This window comes from Hymenobacter sp. NBH84, assembly GCF_014217645.1.
In the GTDB taxonomy this organism is placed as follows: domain Bacteria; phylum Bacteroidota; class Bacteroidia; order Cytophagales; family Hymenobacteraceae; genus Hymenobacter; species Hymenobacter profundi.
This window is the reverse complement of sequence record NZ_CP043644.1, coordinates 2082415-2097284: the sequence shown is the minus strand read 5'-3', so window position 1 is coordinate 2097284 and position 14870 is coordinate 2082415. Positions and strand designations below refer to the sequence as shown.

The 14870-nt window shown below is 56.1% G+C and carries 11 protein-coding genes; 5 read left to right on the top strand and 6 right to left on the bottom strand.

Annotated features, from left to right (window positions below; genetic code table 11):
* Positions 1-6: 6 nt before the first annotated feature.
* From F1C16_RS08825 to F1C16_RS08810, 4 genes are all read left to right on the top strand, one after another.
* Positions 7-1401 carry a family 43 glycosylhydrolase gene (locus F1C16_RS08825; RefSeq protein ID WP_258049083.1) on the top strand — a complete coding sequence of 465 codons (1395 nt, stop codon included), beginning with the start codon at positions 7-9 and terminating at the stop codon, positions 1399-1401.
* Between the two features lie 78 nt (positions 1402-1479).
* Positions 1480-3408 (top strand): alpha/beta hydrolase-fold protein, encoded by a 1929-nt coding sequence (locus tag F1C16_RS08820; protein WP_185283955.1) that lies wholly within the window; start codon positions 1480-1482, stop codon positions 3406-3408.
* 318 nt (positions 3409-3726) lie between these two features.
* Entirely contained in the window at positions 3727-6216 is a 2490-nt protein-coding gene (locus F1C16_RS08815) for a glycoside hydrolase family 95 protein (RefSeq protein WP_258049082.1), read from the top strand.
* A 38-nt stretch (positions 6217-6254) separates the two neighbouring features.
* The gene (locus F1C16_RS08810) at positions 6255-7211 is read left to right on the top strand and encodes a glycoside hydrolase family 43 protein (protein ID WP_185283954.1); all 957 of its coding nucleotides are present in this window, start codon (positions 6255-6257) and stop codon (positions 7209-7211) included.
* Positions 7212-7294: 83 nt separating this feature from the next.
* Here the strand turns inward: F1C16_RS08810 and F1C16_RS08805 are convergent, their stop codons facing one another.
* The 5 genes from F1C16_RS08805 to F1C16_RS08785 all read right to left on the bottom strand — a co-directional run bounded on the left by F1C16_RS08805 (position 7295) and on the right by F1C16_RS08785 (position 12942).
* Positions 7295-7648 (bottom strand): hypothetical protein, encoded by a 354-nt coding sequence (locus F1C16_RS08805; RefSeq protein ID WP_185283953.1) that lies wholly within the window; start codon positions 7646-7648, stop codon positions 7295-7297.
* Between the two features lie 1181 nt (positions 7649-8829).
* Positions 8830-9249: a hypothetical protein gene (locus F1C16_RS08800; protein WP_185283952.1), complete on the bottom strand. Its 420-nt coding sequence runs from the start codon at positions 9247-9249 to the stop codon at positions 8830-8832.
* Between the two features lie 37 nt (positions 9250-9286).
* Positions 9287-10408 carry a GMC oxidoreductase gene (locus F1C16_RS08795; RefSeq protein WP_246601710.1) on the bottom strand — a complete coding sequence of 374 codons (1122 nt, stop codon included), beginning with the start codon at positions 10406-10408 and terminating at the stop codon, positions 9287-9289.
* Between the two features lie 513 nt (positions 10409-10921).
* Positions 10922-11422: a DUF4112 domain-containing protein gene (locus tag F1C16_RS08790; protein ID WP_185283950.1), complete on the bottom strand. Its 501-nt coding sequence runs from the start codon at positions 11420-11422 to the stop codon at positions 10922-10924.
* 74 nt (positions 11423-11496) lie between these two features.
* Positions 11497-12942, bottom strand: a complete 1446-nt coding sequence (locus F1C16_RS08785) for a DNA integrity scanning protein DisA nucleotide-binding domain protein (RefSeq protein ID WP_185283949.1) — start codon at positions 12940-12942, stop codon at positions 11497-11499.
* 155 nt (positions 12943-13097) lie between these two features.
* Here F1C16_RS08785 and F1C16_RS08780 point away from each other — a divergent pair, with 155 nt between their 5' ends.
* On the top strand, positions 13098-13340 hold the full coding sequence (locus tag F1C16_RS08780) for a hypothetical protein (protein WP_185283948.1): 243 nt from the start codon (positions 13098-13100) through the stop codon (positions 13338-13340).
* A 210-nt stretch (positions 13341-13550) separates the two neighbouring features.
* Here F1C16_RS08780 and F1C16_RS08775 read toward each other — a convergent pair whose 3' ends face one another.
* The gene (locus F1C16_RS08775; RefSeq protein ID WP_185283947.1) at positions 13551-14774 is read right to left on the bottom strand and encodes a TIGR03862 family flavoprotein; all 1224 of its coding nucleotides are present in this window, start codon (positions 14772-14774) and stop codon (positions 13551-13553) included.
* Between the last annotated feature and the right edge of the window lie 96 nt (positions 14775-14870).

Here is a 14870-nt window from a genome sequence, read left to right as displayed (position 1 = left end):
CGAAGCATGACGGCCTCTTTTGACTTCACACTCTATCTGAAAATCCTACCCTCGATGCTGAAACACAAACTATCCTATATCCTAACTGGCCTAGCCTGCCTTGTGGGCGGCGCGGCCCAGGCGCAAAACCCGATTATTACCAACCAATTTACCGCAGACCCCACGGCGCGCGCGTTCAATGGGCGGGTGTACGTGTACCCCTCGCACGATATTCCGGCCGCGCCCGGCCGGGGACGGGCCGGCTGGTTTGTGATGGAAGACTACCACGTGTTTTCCTCGACTAACCTCACCGATTGGACCGACCATGGCGTCATCGTCACGCAAAACAAGGTGCCTTGGGTGAAGCCCGACAGCTACAGCATGTGGGCACCCGACTGCATTGCGCGCAACGGCAAGTACTACTTCTACTTCCCGACCACCCCCAAGGACACGACCATCAACAAGGGCTTCACCATTGGGGTGGCCGTGGCCGATAAGCCTACCGGGCCGTTTGTGCCGCAGCCGATGCCCATCAAGGGCGTGCGCGGCATCGACCCCAACGTGTTTATCGACCAAGATGGGCAAGCCTACCTGTATTGGTCGCAGGGCAACATTTACGGCGCCAAGCTGAAGGAGAACATGCTGGAGCTAGCCTCCGAGCCCGTGACGCTGGGCGAGCTGCCGACCAAAGGCTTGAAGGAGGGGCCCTACCTATCCAAGCGCAACGGCACGTACTACCTGACTTATCCGCACGTGGCCAACAAAACCGAGCGCCTCGAATACGCCACCAGCACAAGCCCCTTAGGTCCGTTCATAGTGAAAGGCGTGATTATGGATGAGTCGCCGACGGGCTGCTGGACCAACCACCACTCCCTGTTGGAGCTTAAAAATCAGTGGTACTTATTCTACCACCACAACGACTTGTCGCCCAACTTCGACAAAAACCGCTCGGTGCGCATCGACAGCCTGTTTTTCGAGCCCGATGGCGCCATTCGCAAAGTAATTCCTACCCTGCGTGGCGTGGGCCTCACCGATGCCAAGCAGAAAATTCAGTTGGACCGCTACAGCCGCCTGAGCAGCAGCGGCGCTACCATCGCCTTCCTGGATACGGCCAACAAGTTCCAGGGCTGGAAAACGGTGTTTGCCAACAACCAGGGCTGGGTGCAATACAACGGGGTAGCCTTTGGCAAACAGGCGCTCAAGACGGTGACGCTCCGCACAATGGCGGCTGCCGGCGCTACGGTGCAACTGCGCGCCGATGGAGCCACCGGTCCGGTGCTAGCCCAAGTAACCGTGCCCAAGGGTAGCAAATGGCAGGAGGTGAAAGCGCCCTTATCGGCCTTTAAGCCCGGTACCCATACGCTAGTTGTGTCCTCCAAAACAAACACGCCCGTAGCCATTGACTGGGTCAAATTTGACTGAGGGGTAACGAAGCCGTGCGCTTGCAAACCATCTGATATTCCCACCTATTACCTGGCCTGCTAGGCCTCTTCCCGAGGTATGAGAAATATAGTCCCCGCCATTCTGAGTGTTATGCTACTGAGCACTGGTAGCGCCTTAGCTCAAAAAACCATCATGGAAGCCCCTAGGGGCTTTGACCAGCCCGCTGCCGGCATTGCCACCGGTAAGCTGGACAGCATTAGCTATACCTCCAAAACCGTGGGCACGGTGCGCAAGGCGCTGGTGTACACGCCGCCGGGCTATTCCAAGAAAAAGAAATACCCAGTGCTCTACCTGCTGCACGGCATTGGCGGCGACGAGAAGGAGTGGCTCAAAGGCGGCCGCCCGCAGGTAATTCTGGATAATCTGTACGCGGCCGGCAAGCTCAAGCCCATGCTGGTAGTAATGCCCAACGGCCGGGCTATGAAGGACGACCGGCCCGTGGGCAATATCTACGGGCCGGATAAGGTAGCCGCCTTCGCCAACTTCGAGCAAGACCTACTCACCGACCTCATTCCCTACATCGAAAAGCACTACCCGGCCCTCAAAAATCGCGAGGACCGGGCCATTGCCGGCCTGTCGATGGGCGGGGGGCAGTCGTTGAACTTTGGGCTAGGCCACCTCGATAAGTTTGCCTGGGTAGGGGGCTTTTCATCGGCCCCGAATACCAAGCAGCCCGAGCAGCTGGTACCCGACCCGGCGAAAGCTAAAAAGCAGCTCAAGCTCCTCTGGATTTCGTGCGGCGACCAGGACGGCCTGCTGCCCATTAGCCAGCGCACCCACGACTACCTCTACGAGCACAACGTGCCGCACGTGTACTACCTGGAAGCCGGTGGGCACGACTTCAAAGTCTGGAAAAACGGGCTTTATATGTTCTCGCAGCAGCTGTTTAAGCCCGTGGATGTAGCCGCGCTGCCCACCTACACGGTACTGGGCGCGCCGGCCTCCACCAACGTGCGCAACGCTAAGTACCCCCAGATTCTGCCCGACAACCGCGCCGTATTTCGCCTGAAAGCCCCTGGCGTGCAAAAGGCCCAGCTGGACCTAGGGCGTAAGTACGACATGGTGAAGGACAGCACGGGCACCTGGACCGTCACCACTGATACCCTGAGCCGCGGCCTGCACTACTACTCTCTGGTGCTCGACGACTTACCTATTGCCGACCCCGCCAGCGACACCTTCTACGGCATGGGGCGCATGGCCAGCGGCATTGAAATACCGGGCCGCGGCACCGGCTTCTACGCTCTGCGTGACGTGCCCCACGGCGAGGTGCGGGAGCGGCGGTACTTCTCCAAAGTCACCAACTCATGGCGGCGGTTTTTCGTGTATACGCCCGCCGGCTACGATGCCAACACGGCCGCTAAATACCCGGTGCTGTACCTGCTGCACGGCGGTGGCGAAGACGAGACCGGCTGGGCCAAGCAAGGCAAAACCAACGTGATTCTGGATAACCTGATTGCCGACAAAAAAGCCAAGCCCATGCTCGTGGTGATGCTCGACGGCAACATGGGTGGCCCCGGCGGCCTAGCTGGCTTCGGCGAGCCTACGCTAAAGCGCTTTGAAGACGAGCTCAAGCAAACTGTGCTGCCGGTGGTGGAGAGCAACTACCGCGTAGCGCCCGGCGCTCAGAATCGGGCATTGGCGGGCCTGTCGATGGGTGGCCTACAGACGCTGTACGCGGGCATAAAAAACACCGACATGTTCAGTTACCTCGGCGTGTTCAGCTCGGGCTTCTTTGCCAATAACGCGGCTTTGTCGGACCCGCAGTATGCTTATATGAAGGCCAACGCGGGCACCATCAACACCAACCTCAAGCAGCTGTGGCTCTCGATGGGCGGGCCTGAAGACATTGCCTACGCCAACAACAAAGTGATGCGCGCCAAAATGGACGAGTTGGGCATCAAGTACGTGTACAGCGAGTACCCCGGCGGCCACACCTGGCCCGTGTGGCGCCACGATTTGTATCAGTTTGCCCAAAAGCTGTTTTAAGCAGCTAGCCGCAGCTAAGAAGTCTTAGAAGACCGTCATGCTTCATCTGGCGTCCGCTTATCGAAGCATCTCTCCCGCTTTGCAAGGACGATGTAGAGACGCATACTTGCGTCTCCTTGTTGAACGACTGGCCTAGGACCGCTAGCTAAACAATATCAGCACGCGGGAGACGCAAGTATGCGTCTCTACATCATCCTTGCAAAGCGGGAGAGATGTTCGACAAGCGGACGCCAGATGAAGCATGATGGCCTGAATAAGTCTATAAAACCCATTCCAACCCTCACTTTCTTAGGAAGTTAGCGTCCCATCCACCTACCTATGAAAATACTCCGAGGGCCAGCGCAGGCCTTTCTGATGCTACTCTGCTGGGCAGGTACTCTTGGGACGGCGGTGGGCAAGCCCAAGCCTACCCCGCTACGACTGTGGTACGACAAACCAGCCGCCAACTGGAATGAGGCCCTACCCCTCGGCAATGGCCGCCTGGGGGCCATGGTGTTTGGCGGGCCCCAGCGCGAGCGGTTGCAGCTGAATGAGGAGACTATTTGGGGTGGTGGGCCCAACAACAACGTGAAGGCTGATGCGCTGCCGGTGGTGCGCCAGCTCCGTGAGCAACTGCTGGCCGGACAACTGGTGGAGGCGCAGGCCCAGGCGCAAGCCCAGATGCAGCCCGCTGGCAACAGCGGCATGCCCTACCAAACGGCCTCAAACGTGTACCTCGACTTCCCAGGCCACGACAACGCCACCCACTACCAGCGCGACCTGGACATCGGCCGGGCCGTGGCCTCGGTGAGCTACGAGGTAGGCGGGGTGGCCTACCGGCGCGAAATGTTCAGCTCCCTGTCCGATCAGGTGCTAATCGTGCGACTCACGGCTAGCAAGCCGGGCCGCATCAGTTGCCTGATCAGTGAGGAAAGCCCCATGCAGCACACCCGGCACGCCGAGCAAAACCAGTTGGTGCTGGATGGTCGCGGAAGTGAGCATGAAGGGCAGGAGGGGAAGGTGCGTTTCCAGACGCGGGTGCAGGTTGTGGCCGAGGGCGGCACCTTGCAAGCCACCGACGCGGGTATTCGTTTGGATGGAGCCAACAGCGCTACGCTTTACATTTCTATCGGCACCAACTTCAACAATTACCATGATGTAAGCGGCGACCCGGCCGCGCGGGCCGCAGCCTACCTTGCCACTGCCGTGCGCAAGTCCTACAAGCAAGCCCTGGCCGACCACGTAGCAGCCTACCAGCGCTACTTCAACCGCGTGACGCTGAACCTGGGCGTGACGCCTGCTGCCCAGCTGCCCACGCCCCAGCGTCTGACTGGTTTTGCCCAGGGCAATGACCCCGCGCTGGCGGCTTTGTATTTTCAGTACGGCCGCTACCTACTCATTAGCTCCTCGCAGCCGGGTGGGCAGCCCGCCAACCTGCAAGGCATCTGGAACGACCAGCTCAAGGGACCCTGGGACAGCAAGTACACGGTGAACATCAACACCGAAATGAACTACTGGCCCGCCGAAGTCACCAACCTGACCGAGCTGCACGAGCCGCTGTTCGGGATGATCAAAGACCTGAGCGTGACCGGTCAGCAGACCGCCCGCCAGATGTATGGGGCCCGCGGCTGGGCCCTGCACCACAACACCGATATCTGGCGCATCACGGGCCAAGTTGACCCGCCGCAGTACGGCCTCTGGCCCATGGGCGGCGCCTGGCTGAGCCAGCACCTCTGGGACCATTACCAGTTCACTGGCGACCTAGGTTTTCTGCGCACCTACTACCCTGTGCTGAAGGGCGCGGCCACGTACTTCGTTGATGCTCTGCAGGAGGAGCCGACCCATCACTGGCTGGTGGTAGCTCCTTCGGTGTCGCCTGAAAATACGTATTCACTTCAAGGCAAGCAGATTGCCCTTGTTGCTGGCACCACCATGGACAATCAGTTGGTGCTTGACCTGTTCTCGAAAACCATCCGGGCCGCCGAGCTGCTGCAGTTGGATATGCCGTTTGCGGATAGTCTGCGCCGCTTGCGCGAGCGGCTGCCGCCCATACAGATTGGCCAGCATGGGCAGGTGCAGGAGTGGCTGCAAGACGTAGACAACCCCCAGGACCAGCACCGCCACATTTCCCACCTCTACGGCCTGTTTCCGAGCGGACAAATTTCGCCCTACCGCACCCCGGAGCTGTTTGAGGCTGCCCGCGTGACGCTCACTCAGCGCGGCGATGTGTCTACGGGCTGGTCGATGGGGTGGAAGGTGAACTTCTGGGCGCGCATGCAGGATGGTAACCACGCCTACAAGCTGCTCACCGATCAGCTGCGGCTGCGCTCCGGCGCGGGTGGCAACACGGGAGAGGGCGGTGGCACTTACCCGAACCTGCTGGACGCCCACCCGCCGTTTCAGATTGACGGCAACTTCGGCTGCACTGCTGGGCTAGCCGAATTGTTTGTGCAGAGCTACGATGAAGCTATTGACATTTTACCTGCCTTACCCGACGCCTGGCCTACGGGCGAAGTAACTGGCTTGGTAGCCCGCGGCGGCTACGTAGTGGACCTGGCCTGGGACAAGGGCAAGATTACTCGTGCGCGCATCACTTCGAAGCTAGGAGGCAACTGCCGCATACGGGTGCATAGCTCTATAGCGGCTGCTAGCGGCTTGACGCTGCGGGAAGCGCAGGGCGAAAACCCCAACCCGTTTTACCAAAACATAGCCGTTAAGCCGCCCCTGGTTTACTCCAAAACTACCCCTAGGCGGCCCACGCTGGCCCCGTCGTTTGTGTATGATTTTCCCACCGAAGCCGGCAAAACCTATTCCCTAAAAGCCCAGTAGCTCTGCGGTTCTTTCCTACTCAGCCCATTCCTAGCCCTATGAAAAAGACCTTGCTTGTCGCCCTACTAGCCCTTGGGGCCTACCTACCTTCGCAGGCGCAGAACCCGATTATTAAAGATGTATTCACGGCCGACCCCGCCCCACTTGTGTACCGCGACACGCTGTTTCTATACACCGGCCACGATACGGCTTCGGTGCAGGAAACCAACTACAAAATGCCGGACTGGCGCATCTATTCCACCACCGACATGGTGCACTGGAAAGACTACGGCACGCACCTCTCGCCCCGCACCTTTGCCTGGGCCACCGGCGATGCCTACGCGGCGCAGTGCGTGTACCATAAGGGCAAGTTCTACTGGTTTGTATCCACGTTCCATAAGAAGGACGACAACAGCCAGGGTGGCGCGGCCATCGGCGTAGCCATGTCGGATAGGCCTACCGGGCCGTTCAAGGACGCCATTGGTAAGGCGCTCATCGTGAACGAGATGACCAAGGACAAGCCGCATGCCTGGGACGACATTGACCCCACGGTTTTTGTGGACGACGACAAGCAGGTATATATGTACTGGGGCAATGGCAGTTGCAAGTGGGTGAAGATCAAGGATAACATGACTGAGCTGGCTGGCCCCATCAATACCTTCACGCCCAAAAACTACATCGAAGGGCCCTGGCTGTACAAGCGTAAAAAGCTCTACTACCTTGTGTATGCCAGCGCCGGTACCAAGCCTGAGATGATAGAGTATTGCACGGCCCCCAGCGCCACCGGTCCCTGGACCTATCGCGGCATCATCCAGGAAAACGTGCCCAACAGCTTCACGACTCACCCCGGCATCATCGACTACAAGGGCAAGAGCTATTTTTTTTACCACAACGGCTCCTTGCCCACTGGCGGCAGTTACCGCCGCTCCATCTGCGTGGATGAAATGCACTACAACAAGGATGGCTCCATCCAGCCCATCGTGCAGACTACTAGTGGGGTAGGGCCTGTGAAATAAGGTATGGCACCAAAATGTAGGTTGTGCAAAGGCAACCGTTCGGGTAGTAGAAATCCACGACGGCGCCCACGTGCGGTAGCGAGCTAGTGCTGGCAGGGCTGCGGATCTACCTTGTTGATCATGCGGAAGCGCATAAACTTGCGCAGCAACGACGGGCTTTTGTGCAGCAGCTCATCGTTGGGCGCGGCCGAGGTCAGCTCAAACGTGCGGCGCTGCCCGTTGCGAATGTACTCCACCCGCGCTGGCCGCACATCAGCCACCCGATTTTTCAACTGAAAGAATGTTATCAGCTTGCCTTCGTCGGCAATTCGTTGCAACTCAGTGTCCGACGAGGCTACTACCTCAATCATGTCTTTCTGAAAGTCGAATATCTGTGCACTCACCGGAATAAACAGGTGATTGGTGATGCCCCCTTCTGTGCGCAGGTTGGAAAACATGGCGAATGAAGATTCTGTTTTCAGGCCGATATACGGACTGATACCATTCAGGAAAACCAGTAACGGAAGGAGGCAAAAGAACGCGTTGGGTAACGTAAAAAGGCGCGTAGGGAAATACTGCCGCGCTTTATATAGAGAAAGAAGAAAGAGTAGTATATATAAGAAACTATAGGCGCCCCATATTATCTGAAAATAATCAGTAGAAATTTTACTGATTATTTTAATGCCACACAGTAGAAATACGAAAAGCGCAGTCCATAGCAAAGTGTGAGACAGTGTAAACTGAGAAAAACGTTGTTTAAATGCGAACCAAGAATTAATTGAGTTTTTATAGAGACGATGTATAGTAGTACTAAAATTATAACCAGTGAATAAAAAATAAGCGGCAAAAATCATGGATGAGAAATCATAGAAACCATTGTAGGAATTAAAGGCAATGACGCAATGAAATACAAGACCAACTACTAAACCGATATTGCGCGTTTTTCTAAAAATAAGTAGTAACGGAATTAATGTTTCAATCGCAATAGTTAAGTAGATATTGGCTAATATAAATGCAGGTGAGTTCGGCAGGAGGGCTTCTGCGTGTTGGGCTTTATACAGCACAGCAGCGCAGCTAGCACTAGGTGAGAAGAAAGCCCAATTGAGCTTGTGGAGCACAACAAAGAAGTAGAGAACGAGTAACTCTAACCGCACAGCAGGTGCAAAAGCCCGTAGAAAAGCTGCTCTATCTACTTGCAAGCTGCGCTTCTTGATTACTACCCACAGCAGGGCCTGTAGAATAGTTAGATTCACGAAAGTGGTGAAAAGCCAGTGGTTGCTAATGGCAGGTAGACTAAAAAAGACTTCGTACAGCTGCAACTCAATAAGCGCCAGCAGCCGGACGACAGAAGATGGTTTGCTCAGCACGACGAAGGCAGCGAGCGTTAGAAGTACGTAATGCAGCTGGCTGGTGTAAATACGGGACTGCGCCATGTGAAAGAGCGTAGCAACGGCCCATAATGCGCAGAAAATGGCGTAGCGCGTGGCATCAGTAGCCGGCTGCTCGGGCGTAGCTATAGAACCGGAGAATAAGGAGCTAAGCCCGCTGTGTTGTGGGCGCAGTTCCGCCTGGGTTACCTTATACATGTAACGATACTAGTAGTGTTAACTCGACTTAAATAAGCTGAAGAAAATATTATTTAAACAGCTGGTGGATAATATAACGCAGTAAAAGGATGAGCACAGGGTGTTCTATAAACATCATAAATGCCTTGGTATTGTATGAGTCTGCTTTCATCCATTTTATGCTGGAAAAAATCGGTAGATAATAAATATGACGTGCTGATAGAATGCACCAGCTGCGACTGTTGTGCATTAGTCCTAAGTAAATAATATAGTCTCATTTTTAATTTTATCATCAAAGTAGCATTCTTGTTGATTTTGTAATAGTCTTGCACAAACCGCGCAACTCCTTGCTTATCCAATTGCAAAAAGTTGAATTGATGCAAAATAACGCCAGCTGTGGCGTCATGCAGCGGTACAGCATAGGCGCCAAGACTAGGTAGCGTTACGGCACCGACGCCCAATCCTACTGTTTTTAAAAATTTTCTGCGTAACATATGGTGGGAGTATTACGGTCGTTCAAATAAATCGTCGTTAGAAAGACTGGTCGGCAGCGTGAAGCGACAGGGCCGATAGGGTAAGTGTAGGATTGGCAGGCGTATAGGTGGGAAAACTACCGCTGCCCAATACAAATAAATTGCGATACTGGTGGTGACGTAAGTGTTTGTCTACTACGCCATCTTGGGCAGTGACGCCCATACGGGTAGTACCCAGGATATGCGCTTCGGAAGAATAAGGGTCTTCGTACATAATTTTCTCGACGGGCAGACATGACAGCACCTGAGGCAACTGTTGTTTCATGCGCTCGATTCCACGCAAAGCATAGTCGGAAGGACCACCAAAGTGCACCATTGGCTTCATGATGTCGGCCGTAGTGGTTACGTAGTTTTCAGCAGTGGGCATATCCTCAAATATCATCCGAAAACTGGCCATATGGCGCCATTTCCCCCTTTCAGGTCGGAAAAAGGGTGTGTTGCTAGACTCCATTAGACAGGCCGCTGCCTCCCGGCGATGGTCACCGTCGTAGAGCATATAGCCGTTGGCGTTCACCCAGGTGCTACCCCCTACGCATTCCAGATTATCGAGGTAGACGTTCGCCTGTAGGCCTAGTTGCTCGCCCAGGCCGCGCCCCGTATGGGCGTTGGTATCGCCAGAGTTGAGCAGGATATTGGCATTAAACAGCGCATTAGTACCCAACGCTACTACTTCGCCGGCTACATGGTAGTCGCGGTCGTTTTGGCGAAAGCTCACCTTCCGAACACGATCTTGCACCAACTCCAAACCATACACCTGTGCACCCGTCAATAGCTCTACACGTGGATCATCGTACGTGCCGAAGTTGGAGTTGTCGACGGTGAATTTGGCATTTACAGGACATACGCTGCACACGCCGTTGGCACAACAGGGGTTGCGGCCATTCATAGGAATACGGGCGCGGGCGGTGGGCTGGTTGATATAAAGCTTGCCGTACTTTTTGTGCAAGATTTTATCGACCTCCGTAAATAAGTGTGGAGGCTGCGCGTAAGGTTTACGGCGGGGAAATGGTGTTTCGGCTGGGCCGGAAATGGCCATCAGGTCTTCTACCTGCTCGTAGTAGGGGTCCAGTTCGTTGTATTGTATGGGCCAGTCGTTGCCGACGCCATACAAAGTTTTCATTTGGAAATCATTAGGGAGGAACCGAGGTGTACAACCGTACCAACAGTTGGAACTGCCACCATAGCCCACAGTAAACAGCCAATCTTTACGGGGCTGGGCATTTATAAAGGTCTCCTGGCACTCAGGATTGCGGCCGATATAAGATGTTTGTTCGCCTTGTTTTTCCTTCACGCGCTCTGCCCAAGGCACTGCGTGGCCTCGCTCCAACACCAGGATTTTTTCCGTAGCAGGTCGCTTCGCAAGGTACTGTTGTAAAAAGAAGGTGGAAGCAAATCCTGTCCCAACTACTATCAGATCGTACGCGGTATGTTTCATTACGCTAGTTAATTACTAGCAAAATTAGATAATTTATCATATTTATACTATATAATATAAAAATAATAATAATAGATAAATATACAATAAATATGATTATATTTTGCTACTGTTGAGTAAGAAGATATAAAGCAAAACTATATAAAAAGCTATAAACTAGGAATATACGTTATTTATATGCTCTATATTCTTACAAGGCTAAGCACCTTGTATAGCATGCCATAGCCAAGTGAACAGCACAAAGAGACCCCAAGCAAGCAGACCGAAAAACAGGAGCATACCAATAAGCACCAACGCAATCAATCCTTTGCCGCTGCCTTGGTATTTGCCTTCTACATAGTGCTCCCTTAGCAAGCGCACATTGCGGTCATTGGCTTTATAGGCGAAGTCAAAGACATTGCCGAGGATAGGAATAGCGCCGACGATGGTATCGAATAGCACGTTGAGGACCATACGCACTACGACACTACCCTTCGCGCCGTGACGCATCATGGTCACAAGCAAGACGGTAGATATGGCAAAGGTTGATAAATCCCCGACGATGGGTAGGAGGCCCAATACGGGGTCTAGACCAAAGCGGAAGCGAGTGCCGGGCATCCGAAACTGGCTGTCCATCAAACGGGCTATGCGTTCTACCCATACCAGACGATCATCTTCAACGAGGGTAGGCGTGCGGGGCGAAGTAGGGGTAGTAGGCATAAGGAGAGTGGTGAAATGGTGAGTAGTAAGCCGTGAGTGACAAAGAATTAAACACACTTCATCACCTTGTAGCTTTACTTTTTCGTGGGCAGCAGATCAATCCAGCCATCTTCACTAACCACAATGGCTAGGCAAGGATACTGACTGGATTCTACGTAACGCAGGGCTGAATTGTAGCGTGAGCCGCGCGAAGAATCGCCTTTGGCCGTGGCGAGGCCATCAAGGATGGCCCCGATGCCGTAGCAGGTGCCGGCCGGGTCGATAACCACGGCCCCGTCGATGTTGGTGACCAGGCGCAGCAAGCCGGGTGTCATCAGGCGGGGCGCCACTTGAAAGCACTGCCGTGTGAGGCGGGCCGCTTCCTGCGCCGCGCCCTCCGAAATCAGCAGGATGGTGCCATTGGGCTGGTTGGTAGCCTTTTGGGTGAGCAGCCAGAGGCGGTCTACACCCTCCGTTTCCAGGTGCGGAAACACAAGCTGCACCACACGACCAAAGTTGTCCTGGGCCACGGTGCCCTGGGGTAGGCGAGGCGTGTTCGACACTACGCGCATCATTACGTTGCCGTCGTGGCTCAGCTCCCAGCTATAGTGGCGGGTGAAATGCACAGTGAACACCGGCTCGTATTGTGGGTCGTCGGTGTCTACCAGATAGCCCAGACCAAAGACATCGGTGGCATCGCTTACCAGCGAAGCGCGGTCTTCGCTCATTTCCAATAGCTTACGGATAGAGCGATGGTCGCGCAGGGGAATAGGGGCGTCCAGCGTCAGCACTGGCTTGATAGCCGGGTGATGACGACGGCCTACTAGCATGGTGCCCACGCCTTCGTCGCCCTCGTGGCGCAGGGCGGCTACGCCATTGCAAGCATCGTAGAGGCCGTGGGTGCCAGCGGCGGCGCGCAGCATAAAGCGGCGACCAGCGGCGCGTAACACCTCGTTGTAGTCGCGGTCGAGAATGGGGTGGTCCTCATCATTCTCTGTTTCGCGCAGGGCTCGGCCACAATCGTGCAAAAACTCCTGCACCACAGCATCGAGCAGGGAGTTGGACCGCCCGCCTGGTACTGGCGGCAACATATAGTAGCTGTTGTAAGCTTCAGCAGATAGCTGCAACACCACAAACACCAAGTACCCGTGCACGTTGATGGGGGCTGAGCAGAAGTTCACCCGGTTTTCCTGCTGCTGCTCTACCAGTTGCGCAAGCGTATGCTCGGTGGAGCGGCGTAAGAGCTCATACCAGCGGGCTTTTTCGTAACGGTCGTGGTCGAGAGGGTGCAGGTGGTAGACCACCTCGCGGGGGCCTTCGGGCTCCAGGGAGGCCGCGTATTCTTTCACCCCGGCAAAGCGCTGGGGGGCATAGCGGTGCTTGGCAGGCTCTATCACAATGGCGCCGGGGTCGTCGGCCTCTTTGGCGGAGGCCAGACCCAGTAGCAGCACTTCGGGCTTCAGATTACGGTCGAGCAGGTTGAAAACGCCATCGGCTGAAAGCTGGGCCGAGACGCGAAATAAGCTTTGATGTTCCCACATAGGGTAGGGCGGGTCGGGAGAGAATAGAGGGGTATACGGAAAAAGCGGGCTAGTAGTCGGGCGAAACCTGGCAATAGAGAACACCAGTGGGTTTGGGAAACATTGGGGTATCTTGTATCTTCGGGAAGAAGTCGTCCACCGTTACCCCCGCCCGTATGCTGGTTGATTTACTGTTAGGTGGTCTGTGCGCCATTATGTTCCTACCCCTCACTACGGGATACTGCGCTTACAGCTACGGCCGTTCGTTCTGGCTATGGTTCGCCCTGGGCTGCTTCCTTCCCATTGTTTCTTTTTTCGTGCTATTCGCCCTCATCGCACGTCGCCAGCTCAACCCCGGCCAGCAACTCGTAGACGAAGCCAAGCAAATTCTGGCGCAAGCAGCGGTGAAGAAAGGGTAGAGGTTTTTGAGGGTAGGGGGAGTAGGAGGGTAGAGCATAGAAGCGGTAAAACATGTGTCATCCTGAGCGCAGCGAAGGACCTTATCACAGTAGAACGAGTCGTTAATACGTCTGTCGTTCGACCGTCATAAGGTCCTTCGCTGCGCTCAGGATGACACATGTTTTACCATCCAAACCTCACACGCCCTCTACCCTCACACCTCCTTACCCTCATACCCTCAAAAACTCCTGTATACCCTTCGCGGCCCAGGCGCCGGTGCTGAAGCAGCCTTGCAGCAGATAGCCGCCGGTGGGGGCTTCCCAGTCCAGCATTTCGCCGGCCACGAAGGTGCCCGGCTGGTGGCGCAACATCAGGTGCTCATCTATTGCTTCCCAAGCCACGCCTCCGGCCGTACTGATGGCCTCATCGAGAGGGCGCAGGCCGGTGATGGGTAGGGGCAGGGACGTGAGTAGGGAAAAAAGGCCATCGGGCGTAGTAGGGAGCGGTCCGGCCGGAGCCAGCTCGCGCAGCAGTGTAGGCACGGGCGGCCCCAGGCGCAACGTCTTACTCAGAAAGGAGGCCAGCGAAGCTCCGCCGGGTCGGCGGGCCAGGTGCTGCCGGAGTCGCGCGTCCGGCAGGTCGGGCTTGAGGTGCAGATGCAGCAGGGGTGGTTCGCCCGCGGCTTGCATGGCCCGCAGGTAGGGCGTGAGGGCGTAGACGGGCGTGCCCTCCACGCCATAGTCGGTGAGGAGTAGCTCGCCACGCACAGTGTGAGTGCCACAGCACAGCACAATGTTTTTGAGCGGCTGGCGCCCTACCTTCTCCCGGAAAAAAGCCGACCATGCCACCTCCGCCCCGCAATTGGCCGGCGCAAAGGGCACGCACTCCACCCCGGCTGCCAGGAGCAGAGGCAGCCAACGGCCGTCGGAGCCGGTTTTGGCCCAACTGGCACCGCCCAGGGCCAGCAGGGTAGCATCGGGCCGGACGATGAAGTCTTCCCCCGTGGCCTCGTTACGCAGGTGGTGCGCGCCGGGAGCATCGCCGAAGCCTAGCCAGCGGTGCCGCGTGTGCAGCTGCACGCCCAGTGCCCGTAGCCGGTCCAGCCACGCCCGCAGCACGTGGGCGGGCTTGTGGTTGGGGGTAGGAAACACGCGCCCGCTAGTGCCCACAAAGGTGTCGATACCCAACTCGGCCAGCAAACGGCGTAGCTCAGCTGGCGAAAACAGGTGCAGGTAGCGCGCAAACTCGGGGTGGCGCGTGCCGTAGCGGGTAGCAAACGCGGACGGTGGCTCGCTGTTGCTAAGATTGAAGCCGCCGTGGCCGGCCACCAAAAACTTGCGGCCTATGGTAGCTTGCGCCTCATAGAGCGCAACGGCGTGGCCCGCTTCGGCTAGCTGCCAGGCCGCTAGCAGGCCGGCGGGGCCGCCCCCCACAATGGCAACGGTAGCAGGCATGGTGATAATCAACAAAGCAAAACCATCCGGCAACTATCCGGGTTTATCGGCGCAAGATACGGCCGGTGGCCAGCTATATCGTCAGTGTACGCGAAA

What these genes read in the sequence shown, in the direction of transcription:
- F1C16_RS08820 (WP_185283955.1), top strand. Translation starts at nt 1,480, where the DNA reads ATGAGAAATATAGTCCCCGCCATTCTGAGTGTTATGCTACTGAGCACT.
- F1C16_RS08810 (WP_185283954.1), top strand. Translation starts at nt 6,255, where the DNA reads ATGAAAAAGACCTTGCTTGTCGCCCTACTAGCCCTTGGGGCCTACCTA.
- F1C16_RS08805 (WP_185283953.1), bottom strand. Translation starts at nt 7,648, where the DNA reads ATGTTTTCCAACCTGCGCACAGAAGGGGGCATCACCAATCACCTGTTT.
- F1C16_RS08815 (WP_258049082.1), top strand. Translation starts at nt 3,727, where the DNA reads ATGAAAATACTCCGAGGGCCAGCGCAGGCCTTTCTGATGCTACTCTGC.
- F1C16_RS08780 (WP_185283948.1), top strand. Translation starts at nt 13,098, where the DNA reads ATGCTGGTTGATTTACTGTTAGGTGGTCTGTGCGCCATTATGTTCCTA.
- F1C16_RS08785 (WP_185283949.1), bottom strand. Translation starts at nt 12,942, where the DNA reads ATGTGGGAACATCAAAGCTTATTTCGCGTCTCGGCCCAGCTTTCAGCC.
- F1C16_RS08775 (WP_185283947.1), bottom strand. Translation starts at nt 14,774, where the DNA reads ATGCCTGCTACCGTTGCCATTGTGGGGGGCGGCCCCGCCGGCCTGCTA.
- F1C16_RS08825 (WP_258049083.1), top strand. Translation starts at nt 7, where the DNA reads ATGACGGCCTCTTTTGACTTCACACTCTATCTGAAAATCCTACCCTCG.
- F1C16_RS08795 (WP_246601710.1), bottom strand. Translation starts at nt 10,408, where the DNA reads ATGAAAACTTTGTATGGCGTCGGCAACGACTGGCCCATACAATACAAC.
- F1C16_RS08790 (WP_185283950.1), bottom strand. Translation starts at nt 11,422, where the DNA reads ATGCCTACTACCCCTACTTCGCCCCGCACGCCTACCCTCGTTGAAGAT.
- F1C16_RS08800 (WP_185283952.1), bottom strand. Translation starts at nt 9,249, where the DNA reads ATGTTACGCAGAAAATTTTTAAAAACAGTAGGATTGGGCGTCGGTGCC.